The sequence below is a fragment of the Sediminibacterium sp. genome, assembly GCF_030695065.1.
GTDB lineage: Bacteria > Bacteroidota > Bacteroidia > Chitinophagales > Chitinophagaceae > Sediminibacterium.
In genome coordinates this window covers 73,297-94,743 of the sequence record NZ_JAUYTR010000007.1, presented here as the reverse complement: position 1 = coordinate 94,743, position 21,447 = coordinate 73,297, and the positions used below count along the sequence as shown (strand labels likewise).

The 21,447-nt window shown below is 38.3% G+C and carries 18 protein-coding genes; 2 read left to right on the top strand and 16 right to left on the bottom strand.

The features are described from left to right. Positions 1 to 10: 10 nt before the first annotated feature. Genes ftsA through mraZ form a run of 12 tightly spaced genes read right to left on the bottom strand, consistent with a single transcriptional unit; the run spans position 11 to position 14,051 of the window. Positions 11 to 1,408: a cell division protein FtsA gene (gene ftsA / locus Q8S25_RS01710; RefSeq protein WP_305534264.1), complete on the bottom strand. Its 1,398-nt coding sequence runs from the start codon at positions 1,406 to 1,408 to the stop codon at positions 11 to 13. Further along, entirely contained in the window at positions 1,405 to 2,232 is an 828-nt protein-coding gene (locus Q8S25_RS01705; RefSeq protein ID WP_305534263.1) for a cell division protein FtsQ/DivIB, read from the bottom strand. Before Q8S25_RS01705 ends, ftsA begins: the two co-directional genes overlap by 4 nt. Positions 2,233 to 2,238: 6 nt before the next feature. Further along, positions 2,239 to 3,609 carry a UDP-N-acetylmuramate--L-alanine ligase gene (gene murC / locus Q8S25_RS01700; RefSeq protein WP_305534262.1) on the bottom strand — a complete coding sequence of 457 codons (1,371 nt, stop codon included), beginning with the start codon at positions 3,607 to 3,609 and terminating at the stop codon, positions 2,239 to 2,241. Next, complete coding sequence (gene murG / locus Q8S25_RS01695; RefSeq protein ID WP_305534260.1) at positions 3,606 to 4,697, bottom strand: undecaprenyldiphospho-muramoylpentapeptide beta-N-acetylglucosaminyltransferase; 1,092 nt, start codon at positions 4,695 to 4,697, stop codon at positions 3,606 to 3,608. Before murG ends, murC begins: the two co-directional genes overlap by 4 nt. Continuing rightward, entirely contained in the window at positions 4,690 to 6,048 is a 1,359-nt protein-coding gene (locus tag Q8S25_RS01690) for an FtsW/RodA/SpoVE family cell cycle protein (protein ID WP_305534258.1), read from the bottom strand. Before Q8S25_RS01690 ends, murG begins: the two co-directional genes overlap by 8 nt. Next, positions 6,048 to 7,388: a UDP-N-acetylmuramoyl-L-alanine--D-glutamate ligase gene (murD, locus tag Q8S25_RS01685; RefSeq protein ID WP_305534256.1), complete on the bottom strand. Its 1,341-nt coding sequence runs from the start codon at positions 7,386 to 7,388 to the stop codon at positions 6,048 to 6,050. The genes Q8S25_RS01690 and murD overlap by 1 nt, the downstream gene beginning before the upstream one ends. A gap of 3 nt (positions 7,389 to 7,391) precedes the next feature. Beyond that, positions 7,392 to 8,708: a phospho-N-acetylmuramoyl-pentapeptide-transferase gene (mraY, locus tag Q8S25_RS01680; protein WP_305534254.1), complete on the bottom strand. Its 1,317-nt coding sequence runs from the start codon at positions 8,706 to 8,708 to the stop codon at positions 7,392 to 7,394. A 9-nt stretch (positions 8,709 to 8,717) separates the two neighbouring features. Beyond that, positions 8,718 to 10,181 carry a UDP-N-acetylmuramoyl-L-alanyl-D-glutamate--2,6-diaminopimelate ligase gene (locus tag Q8S25_RS01675; RefSeq protein ID WP_305534252.1) on the bottom strand — a complete coding sequence of 488 codons (1,464 nt, stop codon included), beginning with the start codon at positions 10,179 to 10,181 and terminating at the stop codon, positions 8,718 to 8,720. Positions 10,182 to 10,191: 10 nt separating this feature from the next. Continuing rightward, entirely contained in the window at positions 10,192 to 12,303 is a 2,112-nt protein-coding gene (locus Q8S25_RS01670) for a penicillin-binding protein (RefSeq protein WP_305534250.1), read from the bottom strand. Then, complete coding sequence (locus Q8S25_RS01665; protein WP_305534248.1) at positions 12,303 to 12,614, bottom strand: FtsL-like putative cell division protein; 312 nt, start codon at positions 12,612 to 12,614, stop codon at positions 12,303 to 12,305. Before Q8S25_RS01665 ends, Q8S25_RS01670 begins: the two co-directional genes overlap by 1 nt. Positions 12,615 to 12,624: 10 nt before the next feature. Beyond that, a complete protein-coding gene (gene rsmH / locus Q8S25_RS01660; protein WP_305534246.1) occupies positions 12,625 to 13,542 on the bottom strand; it encodes a 16S rRNA (cytosine(1402)-N(4))-methyltransferase RsmH in 918 nt (305 codons plus the stop codon). Positions 13,543 to 13,547: 5 nt separating this feature from the next. After that, complete coding sequence (gene mraZ, locus Q8S25_RS01655; RefSeq protein WP_295186642.1) at positions 13,548 to 14,051, bottom strand: division/cell wall cluster transcriptional repressor MraZ; 504 nt, start codon at positions 14,049 to 14,051, stop codon at positions 13,548 to 13,550. Between the two features lie 171 nt (positions 14,052 to 14,222). Here mraZ and Q8S25_RS01650 point away from each other — a divergent pair, with 171 nt between their 5' ends. Next, positions 14,223 to 15,569 carry an S-adenosylmethionine:tRNA ribosyltransferase-isomerase gene (locus tag Q8S25_RS01650; RefSeq protein WP_305534243.1) on the top strand — a complete coding sequence of 449 codons (1,347 nt, stop codon included), beginning with the start codon at positions 14,223 to 14,225 and terminating at the stop codon, positions 15,567 to 15,569. 10 nt (positions 15,570 to 15,579) lie between these two features. Here the strand turns inward: Q8S25_RS01650 and Q8S25_RS01645 are convergent, their stop codons facing one another. Beyond that, positions 15,580 to 16,905, bottom strand: coding sequence for a sensor histidine kinase KdpD (locus Q8S25_RS01645; protein ID WP_305534241.1), 1,326 nt, complete (start codon positions 16,903 to 16,905; stop codon positions 15,580 to 15,582). A gap of 123 nt (positions 16,906 to 17,028) precedes the next feature. On the opposite strand from Q8S25_RS01645, the gene Q8S25_RS01640 reads away from it, so the two are divergent. Then, on the top strand, positions 17,029 to 17,577 hold the full coding sequence (locus Q8S25_RS01640; protein ID WP_305534239.1) for a YqgE/AlgH family protein: 549 nt from the start codon (positions 17,029 to 17,031) through the stop codon (positions 17,575 to 17,577). On the opposite strand, the gene Q8S25_RS01635 is transcribed toward Q8S25_RS01640, so the two are convergent. Genes Q8S25_RS01635 through Q8S25_RS01625 form a run of 3 tightly spaced genes read right to left on the bottom strand, consistent with a single transcriptional unit; the run spans position 17,574 to position 21,443 of the window. Then, positions 17,574 to 18,134, bottom strand: coding sequence for a hypothetical protein (locus Q8S25_RS01635; RefSeq protein ID WP_305534237.1), 561 nt, complete (start codon positions 18,132 to 18,134; stop codon positions 17,574 to 17,576). The two genes, Q8S25_RS01640 and Q8S25_RS01635, sit on opposite strands and share 4 nt — an antisense overlap. An 11-nt stretch (positions 18,135 to 18,145) precedes the next feature. Next, a complete protein-coding gene (locus tag Q8S25_RS01630; protein WP_305534235.1) occupies positions 18,146 to 20,305 on the bottom strand; it encodes a peptidase domain-containing ABC transporter in 2,160 nt (719 codons plus the stop codon). Further along, a complete protein-coding gene (locus tag Q8S25_RS01625) occupies positions 20,295 to 21,443 on the bottom strand; it encodes an HlyD family secretion protein (protein WP_305534233.1) in 1,149 nt (382 codons plus the stop codon). The genes Q8S25_RS01630 and Q8S25_RS01625 overlap by 11 nt, the downstream gene beginning before the upstream one ends. Between the last annotated feature and the right edge of the window lie 4 nt (positions 21,444 to 21,447).

The window sequence follows — 21,447 nt, the reverse complement described above, 5'->3', positions numbered from 1 at the left end:
GTTAGGGTTTTTATCTAATTACTTGGTCTTCTTCTTCTTTAAACAATTCAATTAAGTTGTTCTTGAATTTGTCCCAGAATTTAATTCTAGGAGTAACGTCAACAGTAGCTTTTTCAACTGGTACCGTTGGCATCACAGGTGCTGCTGCTGTAGGCACTTCAGTTGGGGCAACTGGGTTCTTCTTTAAAGCAGAAGGCACTTCCATCTTTACAAACTTCTCAGTGAACTCTTTGTATTGATGATCGTAATCGTTGTATCCTTTTAAGATTAAACCAATACATGTTGCATACATTGGTTTCTTTAATTCATCAATATGATTGGCAGCTAAGTGTTCGTTTGGCAAACCAATACGAGCATTTAATCCTGTGGTATATTCAGTTAATTGAATTAAGTGTTTTAATTGAGATCCACCACCTGTTAAAATGATACCACCATTTAAAGCGCGATGATCTAAACCCACTTGCTTTAAGTGATAAGTAACAAAATCAAGTATTTCGCCCATTCTTGCTTGAATAATCTGTGCTAAACTTTTCACACTGATTTCCTTAGCAGGCATTCCCTTTAAACCAGGGATAGTAATGTATGCATTGGCTTTGGCTTCGTCTGCTAAAGCAGAACCAAACTGTACTTTCATTGCTTCGGCCTGGGTTTTTAATACACCCAATCCTAAACGAATATCGTTGGTGATATTTTCGCCACCGAAAGGAATTACAGCAGTATGCTTTAAAATTCCTTCATAAAAAACTGCTAAGTCTGAAGTACCACCACCAATATCTAAAATAGCAACACCCGCTTCCATATCAATCTCACTCATAACAGCACTTGCAGAAGCCAAAGGTTGTAATACAAGGTCTTTGGTTTGCAAACCACTTCTGGTAACTGCACGATTGATATTGCGAATGGCATTTCTATCACCGGTAATGATATGAAAGTTTGCACCAACTTTTACACCATTGTATCCAATAGGATCTTTAATATTTTGATTGCTGTCTACATGAAAGTCTTGCGCAATCACATCAATAATTTGATCACCAGCAGGAATAAAAGTTTTGCGTTGGTTATTCACCAACTGTTCAACTTCGGCTCTGCTGATTTCTATATCGGCATCCTGACGTACAATATCACCACGAGTTTGTAAGCTCTTGATATGGTGACCGGCAATACCTACATACACTTCATTAATTTCTAAATCGGGGTTGCTAAGCGCACAATTTTCTAAGGCAGCCTGAATGGCTTTAATAGTTTGGTCTATGTTCAGAACCTGACCATGAGAAACACCATTGCTGTTGGCGCGTCCAAATCCAAGAATTTCTAGTTTACCATATTCGTTTTTACGGCCAGCAATTGCGGCAATCTTGGTGGTACCAATGTCGAGTCCAACAATGATAGGTGCGTCATTGTGATTCATAGAGTATTTCTTTTACTTGTTAACGGAATTTGAATTGGAATATTGTTTTCAGGGGGTACAATTTTTATCAGATTTTTTACCCCTACCACCTGACCTTTATATTCTAAGCTGATAATTTTATACGTATTCATTCCATGCTGCAACCAAGCAGATTCATAAAATGCTTTCAATCGGTTTAGTTTATCTGCGGCATCAGTAGCATCACCAAAAACAATTAAGTGGTCTCCAATTACTGGAATCATTTCAAAATGTTGCTGTTGAACAATGTCTATCTGTGCAATTTGAGCAGTTAAAAAAGAATCTGCATTTATTAAAGAAGACAAACGAATAACCGACTTAATTAAGGCAGTATCTATTTTTTTAGTACTAGGAAACCCAGTAAATACAGGTATTCTAGCGGTTAATTTGGTACTTAAAGGCATTCTGTTCATAGCCGTATCTATAAAATAAGATTGGCCATTGGTTTCAAAAATTCTAGCGATGGGCTCTCTTTCTAAAATGCTTACTTGTAATTGATATTGATTATCAAAAAACATTTCGGCATTATTAACCCAAGGGTTTTTCTTCACCAGTTCTTCTAGCTTACGAAGTTGAACACCTCGCATAGGTCTACCGGTAACAGGTGCAGGATCATTTACGATTTGTAAAACATCTTGTTCATCTATGAACATATGTTTTTCGGCACCTTTTATTTCAACTACTACCCCTTTAATTTTTTTATTGCTTTTTTGGCGGATGGAAGCACCCAATAATACCAATACCCCTACCAGGCTCAGCACCCAAGCAGTATTGATCATTATTTTTTTCCAGTTCAGCTTTTTCATTACCAATTATAAAAGGGGATGATTCATTAATAATTCTTTTGCAGGATTCACCAGCGTATCAATATCTCCTGCACCAGCCATTACTAGTAAGGAAGGTTTATTGGCTTTAACCCAGTCTAATAATTCGGTTTTACTCAATACCTGCTTACTGGCCAATTTCATATTGTTCAATAACATTTCACTGTTCACCCCTTCCATAGGCAATTCTCTTGCAGGATAAATGGGCAATAGAATTACTTCATCCGCTAAATCAAGGGTAGCAGAAAAACCAGCAGCTTGGTCTTTGGTTCTACTAAACAAATGTGGTTGAAATACAAGGGTTAGTTTTCGATCAGGAAAAATACTTCTTACCCCAGATAGCAATGCTTTCAATTCATCGGGGTGGTGCGCGTAATCGTCTATTAAAACATGCTCCGTTGTTTTCAACGCATATTCAAATCTTCTGCGAACCCCTTTGTAATCGGCAACAGCAGCAACAATTTTATCATCATCAATACCCAATTGCTTTGCTACAGTAATAGCTGCAATCATATTGTCAATATTGTGCAAGCCACCCATATGCAAAACCAAGTTGGGAATAGACCAGTTTTTACCTTGAACAGTAAAATGATAAGACCCTTCAATTACTTGAAGCAATTTCACATGAATATCCGCCGCCTCATTTTGGTGATCATAAGTAAACAAGTGATCTGCACGTAATTCGGCGGCTCTGCTCAACCCATACTTGGCAACAATGGTTCCACCCGGTTTTAATTTTTGCGAAAATTGAACAAACGCTTTTTCAACTTCTTCGGCCGTACCATAAATATCTAAATGGTCGGGATCCATAGAAGTGATGACTTCAATATTGGGAGAGAGCTTTAAAAAACTTCTATCGTATTCATCCGCTTCAACTACCACCACATTGCGCTCATGGCTCCAAAAATTGGTATGATAGTTAGCAGAAATGCCCCCCAAGAAAGCATTGCAACCATAACCAGAGTGACGCAACAAATGCGCCACCATAGAAGTAACAGTGGTTTTACCGTGGGTGCCAGCAATACAAATATTAAACGCATTTTCGGTAATCCACTGCAAAATATCGCTGCGCTTCATTACCGTGAAACCATTATTAATAAAGTGATTCAGCTCTTGGTGATCTTTTGGAATTGCAGGAGTATAAACAATAACATCCGGTTGCTGAGGTGCTAAACTAATATCATCGGTATAGTGAATCAGAATGCCTTCCTTCTCTAATTGATTGGTAAGAACCGTAGGAGTTTTATCGTAACCGCTCACAATAGCACCCTTCGATAAAAAATATCGTGCAATGGCACTCATACCTATACCGCCTACGCCAATGAAATAAATATTATTGATGGTAGTTAACTTGCTCATGATAAAGATGCTAAAATTTGATTGGCCACAAAATCAGCTGCATTACGCAAAGCCATTTTTCTAATTTGTCCCTTCATATTTTCTTGTTCCATAGGGTTAGCAGATAAATCAATAACGGTTTGAACCAATTGATTTTTTGCATCAGCGTCTTTCACTAATATGGCAGCCCCATTGTTTACTAATTGCATGGCGTTAGCCGTTTGGTGATCTTCGGCTGCAAAAGGAAAAGGAACCAAAATAGCCACTTTACCTAATACACATAACTCAGTAACCGCCATAGCCCCTGCTCTGCTAATAACCATATCAGCAGCAGCATAACCATATTCCATTTGGGTAATAAATTCGCCTACCCATACATTTTTATATGGAGCAGCAGCTTTTTGAAAAAGAGCTGCATTGGTTTTACCCGTTTGCCAAATCAGTTGTAAATCATTTTTTTCTAACGCGGCTAAATGTTCCATCAATGCATTGTTAATGCTGGCAGCACCCAAGCTACCACCCACAGCAAGAATGGTGGTTTTAGATTCATCCAATTTAAAATGAGCCAACGCATCTTTGCGCGAGAGGTAATTATTTTCAATGCTATCTCTAACAGGATTTCCAGAGACTAATACTTTTTCATTTGGAAAAAACCGTTCCATCCCTGGCGTTGTAACAAATATCTTCGTTGCATTTTTACCCAATAAAATATTGCTCTTACCAGCAAAAGAATTGGCTTCATGAATAAAAGTGGGAATGCCCTTGCTCTGCGCATAACGCAAAACAGGAAAAGTAGAATATCCGCCAACCCCAATTACCGCAGTGGGTTTAAACTGAGCAAAAATGGTTCTTACTTGAATAAAACTTTTAATCAATTTCCAAGGCAAAGAAATATTTTTTAATAAAGAGGATCTATTAAACCCAGCAATATCCAATCCTTTAATTTCATAGCCTGCCTGAGGAACTTTTTCCATTTCCATTTTACCCTTTGCACCAATAAATAAAATTTCTGCAGTAGGCACTTTGTTTTTTATTGCATTGGCAATGGCAATGGCGGGAAAAATATGACCACCCGTACCCCCACCAGCTATGATAAAGCGATTATGCATTGGTGCTAGTATTTTGAGTTGAGGAAAAAGGATTGGCTGTGGCGGCCGCCGGAGCCAAATCTTCATTCGTTGCCGCTACAGGATTCACGCCTGTTTCTAAAGGCGCTTTACCTTCAATTTGTTCAACGTTGCGCGCCACACTTAACACAATACCAATGGCGGCACAAGTAAACAAGAAAGAAGAGCCCCCCATACTTACTAAAGGAAGCGTAACCCCGGTAACTGGAACCAGGTTTACATTCACGGCCATATTGGCAACCGCTTGAATAACCAATGTAAAACTTAATCCCAGTGCCAAGAATGCACCAAATGCATACGGACATCGTCGGAAAATACTGATGCACCTAAATAAAAACACCAGGTAAATAAATATCATAAATGCACCACCTAAAAGACCATACTCTTCTATGATGATGGAATAAATAAAGTCGTTGTAAGCTTGGGGTAAAAAATTTCTTTGTTGACTATTGCCCGGACCTAAGCCAATTAACATGCCCCCATTCGATATAGCAATTTTAGCTTGCTGAACCTGATAAGGCACTTCACTGTCTTTGGCATACATGAAATCTTGTACCCGCTTTACCCAAGTACCAAATCGACCAACCGATTTCATTTTCTCTGCCACAATTGGCTTGGCAATATCTTCTGTTTTTTTACCGTCGTAGCTTAATACCGCAACCGATACAATAAATGCAACGGGAATCATTGCAATCAATACCGTAAGTAAAATATGCTTCATACTTACTCTACCAATAAACATCAACAAGAGTGAAGTGGCGCCTGTGAGTAAAGCATTCGATAAGTTGGCAGGCATAATTAACGCACAAATAATGACTACAGGCATTACTACCGGAATAAAACCCTTTTTAAAATCTTTAATGACTTCCTGTTTTTTACTCAACATCTTAGAGATGTACATAAACAGGGCCAGCTTAGCAAAGTCGCTGGTTTGAATGGTTAAATTAATGATGGGCAATTTAATCCATCTACTTCCTTCATTAATTCTTGCACCAAAAAATAATGTGTACAACAATAAAGGAATGGAAATAAAAAATAAGAAAGTAGCCACTTTAGAAAATACCGTGTAGTTAACCCTATGCAAGAAGTACATAATAATTAACCCTAAAATGGTAAAAGACAATTGCTTGAATAAATAGATATTGGTATTGCCCTTGTACATTTTATAAGCCAATGAACCAGTAGCACTGTACACTACTAAAATAGAAATCAACGACAATACCACTACAATACCCCATATATATTTATCACCTCTGGTTCGGGTAAGGAGTTGCTTGCGCACACCATCCACCGAAGGTATTTGAGAAAATAGGGTATCTTTTATTTCAGACATTATAATTCCTTAACGGCTTCTTTAAACTGGGTTCCTCTGTCTTCGTAATTTTTAAATAAGTCGAAGCTGGCACATGCTGGGCTAAGCAATACCACATCATCTTTGGTAGCGGCTCTAAAGGCTGCGTTCACCGCTTTTTTTGCACTATCCGTTTCAAAAATCATTGGTACGATGTCTTTAAATGCCGCAATGATTTTGCTGTTATCTGTTCCCATACAAATAATCGCTTTCACTTTTTCTTTTACCAAGTCGGCAATTAAAGAGTAGTCATTCCCCTTGTCTACTCCACCCAAGATTAGCACAGTAGGTTTATTCATGCTCTCTAAAGCATACCAGGTACTGTTTACATTGGTGGCTTTACTGTCGTTAATAAATTCAACGCCACGAACCATCGCAATAAATTCCATGCGGTGTTCTAGACTATGAAAGTTCTTGACCGCATCACGAATTTTTTCCTTTCGAATGCCAATGGTAGATGCTGCAATACCCGCTGCCATGGTGTTGTAATTGTTGTGTTTCCCTTTAAGGGCAAAATCGTAGATACTCATGCTTACTCTTTCTTCTTGGATGCGCAGCATCATCTGGTCGCCCTTGATGTAGCCGCCTTTTTTTACTTCTTGTTTCATAGAGAATGGTAGTGGGTTAGTATGGATAGTTAGTAATGGGAATTTTTGCATGATCGTTTCGTCGTCTAAACAATAGATGAAATAATCATCCATGGTTTGGTTTTCAATGATCCTGAATTTGCTATTGATATAGTTCTCAAATTGGTAATTGTATCGGTCTAAATGGTCTTCGGTAATATTCAAGAGAATACTCACATTCGGTCTGAATGTTTTAATATCATCCAATTGAAAGGAACTCACTTCAATGATGTACAAAGGCTTTGGATCTTCGGCAACTTGGCGTGCAAAAGAGTAACCAATATTGCCCACCATGGCACAATCCAATTCAGCAGTTTTACAAATATGGTATAGCAATGCAGTGGTGGTACTTTTTCCATTGCTGCCTGTGATGGCAACAATAGTACTATCGCCCTTGTACCTATAAGCAAATTCTATTTCACTGATTACGGGAATTCCTTTGGCACGAATGGCTTTTACCATTTCATTTTTTTCAGAAATACCCGGGCTTTTAACTACTTCATCCGCAGCTAAAATTTGTTCAACACTATGCCCACCTTCTTCAAATTCAATTCCATTGGCAGTTAGCTCGGCTTTATAAATCTCTTTTAGCTTACCACCGTCGGATAAGAATACGCGATGGCCCTTGTACTTTGCCAGCACAGCAGCGCCTACACCGCTTTCACCTCCGCCTAATATGATGATATTGCTACTCACTGCTTAACGTATTTTTAATGATACCACACTCATTACCACGAGCATGATGGTGATAATCCAAAACCTTACCGCAATCTTACTTTCGTGAAAGCCTTTTTTCTGGTAGTGATGGTGCAAGGGACTCATTAAGAAAACCCTTCTACCTTCGCCATACTTTTTCTTGGTGTATTTAAAATATCCCACCTGAATCATCACACTTAAATTTTCTACCAAGAACACGCCACAGAAAATAGGAATCAACCATTCTTTGCGCACAATGATGGCCAAAGAAGCAATAATGCCACCTAGTGCAAGGCTTCCAGTATCGCCCATGAAAACCTGAGCAGGATAGGCATTGTACCAAAGGAAGCCAATACATGCTCCAACAAAAGCACCCACAAAAATGGTTAGCTCACCAAGGTTAGGGATGTACATGATATTTAAGTAATCGGCAAAAACGTAGTTAGAACTTACATAAATGAAAACCAATAAGCCCGCACCAATAATGGCACTCACACCAGCGGCCAAACCATCTAATCCATCGGTTAAGTTGGCACCATTGCTTACGGCAGTAATAATCAACGTCACAATCAGGATATACACAATCCAAGTATATTTCTCCGCACCATCACCCATCCAACTAATCAACTTACTGTAGTTGAATTCATGGTTCTTCACAAATGGAATAGTAGTGATGGGTGTTTTTACTTTAACAAACTTTCGCTCAATGCCATTCATTTGACGAACAATAATGGAAGAGTCTTTTACAAAGCGATCGCCTTCTTGTAATACAGATACTTTTCTATCAGAGCCAATGATTTCGCGTTCTACGGTAACTGCATTGCTAAAGTAAAGCGTAGTACCAATGATGATTCCTAAACCTATCTGACCAATAATTTTTGAAATACCCGCTAAACCATCGGAGTCTTTTTTCTTGTAGGTTTCTCCTTTTTGTAGAGCAGCTTTTCTAGCTCGAATTTTAAATAAGTCGTCTAAAAAACCAATTAATCCCAACCAGACGGTACACAAAATCATCAAGCGCACGTATACTTTATCTAAGTTGGCAAACAACAATGTTGGAATCAAAATGCTTAATAGGATAATGATACCACCCATGGTAGGTGTTCCCTTTTTTTGTTCTTGACCGGCGAGTCCTAAGTCTCTAACCGATTCGCCAATTTGCTTTTTTTGTAAAAACAAAATGATGCGCTTACCATATACCGTTGCAATTACCAGGCTCAACACAATAGCCATTGCAATCCTAAAAGTCAGGAACTGAAATAGTCCTGCCCCGGGGATATCGAAGCTTTGTTTTAGCCAGTTAAATAATTGGTATAACATACTATTGGTTTAAGGGGTAACGATGCTAAATGCGTTTTGTAAAATTTGTTTATCGTCAAAAGGATGTTTCACTCCATTAATGTCTTGGTATTTTTCATGACCCTTACCAGCCACCAAAATGATGTCTTCGGGTTTTGCAATTTTAACCGCCTCTTCAATGGCTACTTTTCTATCAACGATGGTGATGTATTTTCTTTTAGCCGAACTAGACAATCCTGTTTCCATATCGCGCAGAATGGCTTCAGGATCTTCTGTTCTAGGATTATCACTCGTCAAAATCACGCGATCACTTAAATCGCAGGCAGCTTGCGCCATAATAGGACGTTTGGTTTTGTCTCTATCTCCACCACAACCTACTACGGTGATAATTTGCTCATATCCCTTGCGCAATTTTTTAATGGTGGCCAATACATTTTCTAATGCATCAGGGGTATGCGCGTAGTCTACAATACCAATAATATGATTGGCACTAATGATATAATCAAAGCGACCTTCTGCACCAGTAAGCATGCTTAATGCAGTAAGTACTTCTTGACTTTCTTTACCCAAACAAATGGCTGCACCGTAAACAGCCAATAAGTTGTAGGCATTAAAAGTTCCAATTAGGCGAAAATGCACTTCCTGGTCGTTAATGGTCATCACTAAGCCGGTCAATGCATTTTCTAATATTTTTCCCTTGAAAGCAGCCATTGTTTTAAGGCTGTACAAGTATTTAGCAGCAACAGTATTTTGCAACATTACTTCACCACGCTTATCGTCTGCATTAGAAATAGCAAATGCAGTAGCAGGCAAATCGTCAAAGAATTTTTTCTTAACGCGAATGTATTCGTCAAAAGTTTTATGGTAGTCTAAATGATCGTGTGTGATATTGCTAAACAAAGCGCCATCAAATTGCAATCCAGTAATGCGATGTTGGTGAATGGCATGACTGCTGCATTCCATGAATACATAACTGCAACCTTCGTTCACCATTTGCTGCAACAATGCATTCAAACTGATTGCATCTGGAGTAGTATGCGTAGCTGGAATAATGGCATCATCAATTTGATTTTGCACCGTACTAATTAAACCACATTTATATCCAAGCTGACGAAATAATTTAAACAGTAAAGTAGCAATGGTCGTTTTTCCGTTGGTGCCAGTTACACCCACTAATTTTACTTGCGCAGATGGATGATTATAAAACTCAACGGCCATACGAGCCGCTGCTTCTTGTGTATTCGCTACTTTAACATAAGTAATACCGGCTACTAAATCAGCAGGCATTGTTTCACAAACAATGGCTACTGCGCCCAGTTCAATGGCTTTATGAATAAATACATGCCCATCAGTTTGCACACCAGTAATGGCAATGAACGCAGTACCCAGTTCCACTTTTCTTGAATCAATTTCAATAGCACCAATACTCAATTCAAGCGAACCTGCAACCTGCAGTGGCTTTAGTTGAACGAGTAGTTGCTGAAGTGTTTTCATGGTATGCGTACTAGTTTAAGTTTATTTGAATCAATTGTCCTTTTGCAATGGGCTGACCAGGAAGTATAGATTGATCTAACACCCTACCTCTTCCTTTCACCTGCACCATCAATCCCATTTCTTCGCAGAGATACAGGGCGTCTTTTAATCCCAAGCCCTTTAAAGGAGGCATGGCATTTTTATTGACGGGCATTTTCTGCATTACTGCAGCAGCTGTATTTTTATTTAAGCTGGTCCACTCATCGGCCCTACCAGTTGAATCGGAAATTTTCAATTGCAATTTCTCCGATAAATAAGCCAGGTCTGCCTTGTAGCCATTGTATTTAAAATAAGTACTGTCTTTTTTATTGGTACCCGCAATCAAGGTTTTATTGGTCTTAATATAAGTGCCATACAAACGATCTGCAATTTCTTTAAACACTGGACCTGCAACAGATGCACCATAAAAATTAGCAGCGAATGGTTTGTTCTTGATCACTACCACACAAGTGTATTGTGGGTTGTCTGCAGGAAAATAACCAGCAAATGAACTTTGGTAAATTTTATTGGCATAACCTCTATTACCATCAGCCACTAATGCAGTTCCCGTTTTACCTGCTACTTTATAAGGCGTACCAGCAAATAAAGATTTTGCTGTGCCTGCAATACAAACTCCTTCTAAACTTGCTTTCAACATAGCTAGCGTTGCAGGACTACAAATTTGTGTATCTAAAATTGCAGGTGGAATTTCTTTTAATAACACTCCTTCTTCTTTAATACTGCTCACTAAATAAGGACGCATCATGGTACCATTATTCGCAATGGCATTATACAACATAGCGGTATGCAAAGGACTAATGGCCAAATTGTATCCAAAGCTCATCCAAGGAATTGTAGTAGGACCATATAATTTAGAACCAGGGCGATGAATCACTGGCTTGCGCTCACCTACTAAATCAATACCAGTGATGGTATCCATTCTCATTTTGCGCAAATGCTTTAAATATTGTTGAGGATTATTTGAATAATGAGATACCGCCATTTTAGCCATGGCTACATTAGAACTTAACTCAAATGCTTGCTTAACCGTAACAATATTTTCTGCGTGTCTTTCAGAATCGTACACTGTTTGACCAGCAATACGCCAAACACCATTTTCTAAATTGATGGTTTGATTTAAGTTTACTTTTTTGTCTTCTAATAAAGCCATTAAAGTAGCCAACTTAAATGTAGAACCAGGCTCACTTGGGGTGATGGCATAATTCAAATTTTCCCAGTAAGTGCCATTCGCCATTCTACCGAGGTTGGCAATTGCTTTAACTTTTCCAGTTTTGGTTTCTAAAACAATGGCACAACCATTTTCCGCTTCGTTCTGCACCATCATTTTCATGAGTGCCGCTTCAGCAATATCTTGAATGAAAACATCAATGGTACTCACAATATCTTTTCCGGTTTCTGGCTCAATGAGGTAAGTATCATCCACGGGCACTCCAATCCCACCGGCAATAGAACGAACTGTTTGCTTACCATTACGCCCTTTTAATACTGCATCGTAGGTTTTTTCTAAACCCACTTTATTAGAATCACGCGCTAAGCCAATTGTTCTGAAAGCCAGCATCTGATAGGGATTCAGGCGAATGGTTCTTTCATTGGCAATCATGCCGCTTTTGTAACGACCCAATTTGAATAAAGGAAAATTGCGTAAAGAATCGTATTGGGTAAAGCTGATTTTTTTCTTGAGCGGAAAGTAACCGTCCTGTGCTTTATAAGCCTGTTGCAATACGCGCTTGTATTCAACGGGACTCATGTCTTTAAATAATTGCGCTAAATGAAAACTTAATGAATCTATATTTTCTCTAAAACGCAAACCATTTTTTTCTCTTAAACCAGCCACCCTAAAATCAATAAAAATATCGAACTGAGGAATGGAGGTACTCAACATTTGACCGTCTTCGCTATAGATAGTACCACGCTCAGCTTCAATTTCATCAATGCGTTGGTGTAAGCTATCACTCATGCTTCTCCACTTGGCACCTTCCACTTGTTGAATGTAAACCGCCTTACCAAAAATGGCTACGCAAGCAATCACCATCAGTATATAACTGAGGTAGACTCTCCATAATATGTCGCGTTTTACTTCCATTATTGTTTAATGCGCTCAGGCATGTCTTTACTTATTTTTAAACCCATTGGTGCAACCAACTGAACAATTTGTGATTCTTCTGTTTTATACATCAACTCACTTTTGAGTGTTTTGTATTTAAACTGCAACTCTTTTAATTCGTTGTTGATGGCGTTAATACGGCGTATGGTTTTATCGGCCATATGACCGTTGGCTATATACAATACTGCTAAAACAGAAAGGAAAAGGAAGAAACCAATATTCTTCACAATCCACTCATAGTTGAGCAACCCCCTTAAAGGGTTCTTGGGATTTGTTTTGTTTTCGGGCACGGTATATATATTAAACGCGCGCTGCTACACGTAGCTTTGCGCTCCTACTTCTTGTATTCCTTTTCAATTCAACTTCACCAGCCGTGATAGGCTTCTTATTCACTAGTTTAAACACTTCCACTTTTTCTACCGAAACAAATGGATTGTCTATTACTTCATCAAAACTTCCTTGTTTAAAAAAGTTCTTTACCATTCTATCTTCAATAGAATGAAAAGTGATGATAGCCGCTATGCCACCGGGTTTTAACACCACGGGCAATTGCTGCAACATTTCTTTCAGGGCACCCATTTCATCGTTCACTTCCATTCTCAATGCCTGAAAAACCTGTGCTAAATATTTATTTGGATTTCCCTTTACAACGGAGCTGATCATTGCTTTAAACTGATCAATCGTAGCATAAGGCAAGCGCGTTCTTTGTTGAACAATATGTGCAGCCAAAGTTTTTGCATTGGTTACTTCACCGTATTGTTCAAACATTTTATGCAACTGCAGTTCGCTGAAATTTTTAATAATATCAGCCGCAGTAACACCCTGCCTTCTGTCCATGCGCATATCCATCGGACCTTCAAATCTGATGGAGAAGCCACGCTCGCCTTCATTAAATTGATGAGAGCTCACACCTAAGTCGGCCAATACTCCATCCACTTGCATAATTCCATGCAAACGAAGAAAGCGATGCAAGTGTCTAAAGTTTTGCGGAACAAATAAAAGCCTTGGTTCGTTCTGAATATTCTGTTGTGCGTCTGCATCCTGATCAAAAGCCACCAACTTACCGTTAGGGCCTAATTTATCTAGAATGCCTTTGCTATGACCACCACCACCAAAAGTACAGTCTACATAAACCCCGTCGGGTTTAATAGATAATGCATCAATGGTTTCATGGAACAGAACAGGAACATGATAATCGCTAGCAGGTAAGTTTTCCATGCTGGTTATTTATCTTGTTTTTTATCTGCTTCCTGCATTACTTCTTGCGCAAGGCTACTAAAAGCCTCCGAAGAGAAATCCTCAAAGAGCTGTTTGTACTTGGCTGCATCCCAAATTTCAAAACGGTCCATCGCGGCAGCAAGTACAATGTCTTTAGAAAGGCCAGCGAATTCTTTTAAAGAAGCAGGTAATAACATTCTACCCGCCGCATCTAATTCTATTTCGGTAGCACCACCTAAAAACTGACGTCTGAATTGACGTACTTTTGGATCAAAATCATTTAACTGACTAATCTTGGCAATAATTAATTCCCAACTTTTCATTGGATACAGCGTGAGACATTTTTCGAAGCCACGGCCCAGAATAAAGCGACTCTCTCCTTCAGGCAACTGTTTTCTCAGTCCGCCTGGAAGAAGGAAGCGCCCTTTGGCATCTACCGTTGCTTCATATTCTCCGTGAAATCCGATCATAAGTGAATAAATATTTCCAAGATTACCACTTGTTGACACAAAATAACACTTTTTCCCACTTTTATCCCAAAAATGGGGGTGTTGTATTTATCCACAAGATTTGTGGAGCTGTAATGCTTTCCTATCTTGCGTTTCAGACAATTTGGCGCTTATGGTACTGTATAACCTGTGAATAGCTGTGGATAAGCCGTGAATTACTAAAGAAAACCCATGAAACACCCGTCATTACTGCATATTTCCGATTTTACTTATGAGCTTCCCGACCATAAAATAGCCCGTTACCCCCTGGAACAGCGAGACCAGAGCAAATTGCTGATTTGGCGAGCCGGGCAGGATTCGGCGCCGTCTGCCCAAGATTTCGCCCCAATTCGGGAAAATACCTACGCGAATATTGCCGATGAACTGCCCGCTGGAAGTTTGTTGGTTTTCAATAATACCAAAGTGGTGGAAGCTCGATTGCTATTTCAAAAGCCAACGGGCGGATTAATAGAATTGTTTTGCTTGGAGCCAGCCGATCAGTATGAAGATATTACCACTGCCATGTTGCAGAAGGGATCGGTGCAATGGAAATGCCTGGTTGGTGGTGCAAAGAAATGGAAGGAGGGATCGGTGCAGCTGAGTGTGGCAGCGCCTTCGGGCGTTGGCGCGGCGGGCGGCGCGGATGCGGACGTCAGCGCGGCGGCTGGTGGCGCGGGCCTGAGAATTGAGGCAACCAAAGTGGAGTCTTTGCCCGATTGTTTTTTAATTGAATTCCGCTGGGAGCCAGCAGGGCTAAGCTTTGCAGAGGTCTTGCATCTGGCAGGAGACATTCCCCTTCCCCCCTACTTAAATAGAGCCACAGAAGAAGCCGACAAAGAAAGATACCAAACCATTTATGCAAAGCACGATGGATCGGTAGCAGCACCAACAGCAGGCTTGCATTTTACTGAAAGCGTGTTTTCAAAATTGTCCGAAAAAAATATAATCAAAGCATATGTTACACTGCATGTAGGAGCAGGCACTTTTAAGCCAGTGAAAGCAGAACAGATGAAAGATCATGAAATGCATGCGGAATTTATTGATGTAACCCTTGAGACTATTGAGCAATTATTAGCGCATGTAGAAAAAGGAATTATTGCGGTGGGAACAACTTCGCTACGAACGCTGGAAAGCCTTTACTGGATTGGCGTTAAGACGATTCGGAATCCGCATATTGCAGCAGACAATTTACATGTAACTCAGTGGGAACCATATGAGACGGCGGAAAATATACCGAAAGAATATACTGCTACAGAGTCGCTACAATCTTTATTACAATGGATGCAAAAAAATAATGCAAGCAGAATAATTACGAAAACGCAAATCATTATTGCACCAGGCTATTCCTTTAAAATCATTCGTGCATTGATCACGAATTTTCATCAGCCACAGAGTACGCTATTGTTATTGGTATCAGCCATTGTAGGAGAAAATTGGAAAAAAATATACCAATATGCATTGGCAAATGAGTATCGTTTTTTATCGTATGGCGACGGATCAATACTTTGGGTTGCAAAACCCGAATCGGTCGAAAATTAGCATTAACAATCTAGTCATGCATTAGCGGCACTTCAACAGTAAATGAAGTACCCTTGCCAACAACGCTGTCTACTTTTATTTTTCCCTTGTGCGCATCAATCACGGTTTTAACATAACTCATGCCCAATCCAAAACCTTTTACATTGTGTAAATTACCGGTATGAGCGCGATAGAATTTTTCGAACACGCGCTTAACAGATTCTTTACTCATACCAATACCATTGTCTTCAATGCGAATCACTAAATGATTCTTGGTGCTATGAGTAGAAATCTTAATGTGCACAGGGTCTTGAGAATATTTAATGGCATTGTCTATTAAATTAGAAATCATATTTCTAAAATGTGCATCATCCCCACTGATCAAATCGTTACTTGCATTCAATAAGAAATCAATCTTACCATTTTTATCGTTCAATTGTAATGCAAAAGTACTGGCCACTTCTTGAATCATTTCGTGCACATCAATTTTAGATAAATTTAAATTGAGTTCTTGCTTCTCTAAGAAAGCCGCTTGCAAAATGGTTTCCACATGTTTATTCATGCGGATATTTTCTTCTTTAATAATATTAGTGAAGTAAGCACCTTTCTCTGGATTGGCCTGAACTTTAGGCGTACGCAACGCATCTACCGCTAAAGAAATAGTAGCCAAAGGGGTTTTGAATTCATGCGTCATATTGTTGATGAAATCACTTTTGATTTGAGACAGTTTTTTCTGGTTCAACAAAGTTTTAACCGTTACGTAAAACGCAGCAATAATAATCAACATGAAAGTGATGGCCCCCACTAAAATCCAGCGAAGTGAAGCCCATACTTGATTTTCAACATCAGGAACAATAATAATAAGGACTTCGTTGGTTTCAGTAAAAGCGAGGTTATCTGTATCGCGTAAAATGGCGTAGTAGTTTCGTTTGTTGTTGATGGTATCCCAAAACTCTTGTTCATAACCCGGAGAATAAAATTCATAGTTGCCTTCCACATCAGAAATAGCAAACTCAAATTTTAGTTTACCTAATTGTACCCGCTCAAATTCTTTTTCAATTTTTTCCCGCACTTCCTCCATCGTAAACCTTTCCTCTACGGTGGGCTGGCGAAATAATTTGATTTGCAACTCGGAGCCCAGCAATAATCCCCCCCTTCTATTTAATCTAAGTGGTTGGGAAGAACGAGTGGATTTGCCAATATCATTGGCTACGCTTACCCCCCCAGCATTAATTTTTTCACTCAACTGAGATTTGGTTACTTCCATAAGGTTATCAAACCAAGAAGCCTGCAATAGGAAAAGTCCTAGCAGCGAAAGTGAAATCAGTATGACAATGATGGGGAAAGTTCTCTTCATGCGCAACAAATATAGATTTATTTAACCCTAGCCAATAGCAGCAAGGCAACCAAGGGCTTTTTTTAACTAGATTTTTTAGATTTAGCACGGAAAATAAATATTATTCTTATCTTTTTGATCAATATGGAACTAAACAAAGGAATTTTATTGCTATCCGACCCGTTTTTAAAGGATCCGAATTTTATAAGGACAGCTGTGCTAATATGCGACCATAATGAAGAAGGTGATATTGGATTTATCCTCAACAAAAAAACCGATCAGGTTTTAGGAGATGTAGTAGAGATTGCAGATGGATTAATATTGCCGGTGTACGAAGGAGGACCAGTAGAACAACATACCCTACATTTTATTCATAGAAGACCCGATATCATTACAGAAGGAATTGAAATATCTAAAGGAATATATTGGGGAGGAGATTTTGATGTAGCCATTGCAGCGTTGCACAATAAAGAAATTACCGATTTGCAAATTCGCTTTTTTGTAGGGTATAGTGGTTGGAGTGCAGGTCAATTACAAGAAGAAGTAGAAGAAAAAAGTTGGATCATCACAACCCCAGATGTAGGCATCAGTTTTTCATTAGACGCCGAACAAATTTGGAAACGCAGCATGCAATTACTCGGCGGCGAATACGCCCAAATGACCAACTACCCCATTGATCCGCAGTTGAATTAGCTTTTTTTCTTTTTGAATATAGCTAAAAAAAGCAATTCTAACATCCATGGACTAGCAATTGGTTCTTTTTGTACAAATGCATCATTTGGATATTTATTTTGAATATAGTAATACACCAAACAAAGTAGCTGTAAGAATACAAAAGTAAATCGCAATGAAGTGTAAGGCATTCTAACCTCAAAAATGAATGTTGAAATCGAGGGGATTACAAAAATGATCAAGATGAACAACCAAAATAAACTTCGAAATAAAGCGTATCTGATTTTTGGTGTTGTTAGTTTTTTTTGGAGCCATTGGTCAATTGCATGTATAAAGTGAAATTTTTTCAATTCATATTTCAGTCCGTTAGGAGAATCATCTTCCTTTAGCGCATAATCAAAAACTTGCCAAGTAATTACATTTAAACATATACTGTTTACCCATTCATCCCAGCTCACATAGTCTACCTTAAATAAAATGGAATAAAGAAATCCAGCAGGCAATATGATAAGGTTGAACAAAACTGCATGAAATAATAATACTACAACCCCAGAATGTTTTTTGTTTTCTTTTATCATTAGAATGAAGTTTAAATATGGGCAGTATGGTATCCCCAAAGTTTCGAGTAATGACCTTTCATAGAAAGTAAATAATCATGAGATCCTTGTTCAACTAACTTACCCTTATTGAGCACTAAAATGGTGTCACATTTTTTTATAGTAGTTAATCGATGGGCAATGATGATGATGGTTTTAGCTTGCTCCTTAAACCAATTGAGGGCATCTTGTACTTTTTGCTCACTAGTAGGATCAAGACTGCTAGTAGCTTCATCTAAAATTAAAATATCAGGGTTACGATATAGTGCCCGAGCAATTGCCAAGCGCTGTTTTTGACCACCCGACAAATTAACGCCTTGTTCATTAACCATGCTGTTGTAGGTATTGGGTAAATGATTAATAAATTCATCAGTACCTAGAATAGTAGAAAGAAAAAGGATTTTCTGCATATCTGGTTCACTATCACCAATAGCAATATTTTCTATAATAGTTCCATTGAATAAATCAATATGTTGGGGAACTACACCTACTCTATCTCTTAAACTCCGGTTACTAATATGTTGCAAGTCTATTTGACCAATCGTGATATTGCCATTGTTTAGCGGATATAGATTTTGCATTAAAGAAAGCAATGTTGATTTACCACTTCCACTTTCCCCTACTACAGCAGTGCTTTTTCCTTTTTCAAAACGAATATTTAAATCTTCAAATACAGTGGTTCTTGTTCCATATCTAAAATGAACATGCTTCAATTCAATATCACCTATTAATTCAGGAACTAACTCAATTTTTTGATCATTACTTGATTCTGTTTCTAAATCAATAATTTCAAATAAGCGATCAGCAGCAATGATAGCATCTTGTATATTCTTATTAGCCCCAATCAAAGAGGTGGCTGGACCAGTAAAATATCCAACCAATGCATAAAACGATAAAAGTTCACCTGGAGATAACTCTCGATTAATTACAAAATAAGATCCAATCCATAAAAGCAAAATCGTAAATAATCTTGTAAAGAATTCTGCTCCTGTTCCAATAAACAAACTGTAAATGCTGGACTTATAAATTGTTTTAAGCAAACTAATAAAACGACTTTCTGTTTTGTCATTGGCAAATTGTTCAATACCAAATTTTTTAATAGTGCCAACCGCATTCAAGCTTTCTACTAATTGACTTTCTAATTCAGCACTTTCCTCCATTAAACGTCTTTGCCATTTTTTGTTTACCTTATTACTAAGCCAATAAATCAACCCATAAATGGGGATTATAGCAAGCATGATAAGCGCCAACTTCCAATAATAAAAGAACATGACCAACAAACTAAAAATTACAATCAGCACATTAACGATTAAGCTTAAAGCAACCGAATTAATAAATTCTCTTATTTTAACTGCATCATTCACCCTGCTGATGATTTCACCTACACGCATCGTATCAAAAAAACGTTGGGGCAATTTTAATAGATGTTTATAGTAACCCAGAATCAACCTAGCATCAATCATTTGACCTGTTTGCAAACCAAAAACCGTTTTAAAAGAACCAATGGCCAATTGAAATACTAAAATAAAAATCATGCCCAAACTCAATAGATTCAATAGTCTTGTATTCCCTTCTACTAATACAAAATCTATAATCTTTTGCATGTAAATTGAAGTAGACAAGCCAAGAATGGTGTAGAGTAAAGCCCCTATTAAAGCTTGAATCATAATGGAAGTATGCGGCTTAATTAACTGCCAAAACCTTTCACTATTACTTATTTTTTGCTTACCCGTTACAAAACCATCCCCAGGCAAAACCAATACTATCACACCAGACCATAATACTTGAAAATCATTGAGTGATTTTTTTATAAATACACCTTCTCCAGGATCCATATAAGTTATGAACTTTGAATTAATGGAATAAATCACCACATAGTGATGTAATCCATTTTTCAATACAATATGCGCAATGGCAGGTAAAGGAATTTTTTGCAAACTATCCAAAACGCCCTTTGCAGCTTTAGCCTGAAATCCAAGTCGCTCGGCGGCTTCAATCAATCCCAACACATTGGTGCCCCGTTTATCGGTACCAGCAAACTGTCTAATTCTACTAACAGGTAATTCCAATAGATAATGCATAGCCACCGAAACCAAGCAAGCGGCACCACAATCGGTTATATCCCTCTGTTTGATACAGGTTTTATTTTTCATAAACAGCTGCTGTTATAATAGAATTCGGCGCAACAGGATTAAACCAGTCATCTACTTTATCAAATAAAAGTTGCCAAAGCGTTCTTTCAGCAACAACAAATCTTGCTTGAAAACTGAGTCCTTTTTTTAGACTTCCTTTAAACCCATTTTTCAAAAACAATTGAGTACTATCAAAGCTGCAGTGAACTTTGAAAGCAGGCTTATTGTTGATGAGTGAAAAATCATTCTCTATAGAAATTACCTTACCAGTCAGTATTCCGAAATAGTTATAGTCAAAAGCATCCACTTGAAAGCGAGCGGTATGACCAATTTTCAATAAGCCAATGTCTTTAGTGGATAAGTAACACTCCCCCAGTAATTCACTCAATGGCGAAATAATACATAAGGGTTCTCCTGCAGCAATAAAGCCGCCAATATATCTGGTATTGATTTGCTGAATTACCCCAGAAACAGGCGCAAGAATGAAATAGTTCTTTTGCTCAATATAAATTTGATTTTTCTGAGACTGAAACTGAGAAATATCTAATTGATAACGCTGCAAATCATTTTGCCAAAGCGCGAGTTGCTCATTCTTAAAAGCATTCAAAATATTGTTTAATCTTTCCAATTCAATTTCTTTATCAAAATGTTCTTTAGGCGCAATTACTTTGTCTTTGAGCAGCGAAGTAAAAATTTGCAACTCATTGGATACTTTTTTAATGCCCGTTTGATGATCAGCCAATTGATGAACAAACTTATTCAACTGTTCTTTATAGAGCGGCGTTTCTAATAAGATGGCATTGAAATTATCATTAGAAGTCAATTTGATTAAATCATCCACATAGCGTTTTCGCTGATTCTGCTCAACTTGATTTAATATGATTTTAGGCTGACTGATATTGTCTTTGATAGCCGCAATCAACTGCCCTTGTTTAACCGTATCTCCCTCGCGAACATATAGCCGATCAAGATTCCCCGTTATGATTGGCTTCACTTCCGTCCGTTCATTGGCTGGTCTAATGATACCGCTAGAGCGAATCGCTATGGTCGTTTTAATGAAGGGTAAAGCGGCTAGGCAACTCACCACCATCACAATGATCAATAGATAAATCCAAGGTCGAGGTTTATGAGAAATGATATTGATTTCTGACAGGAACATGGGG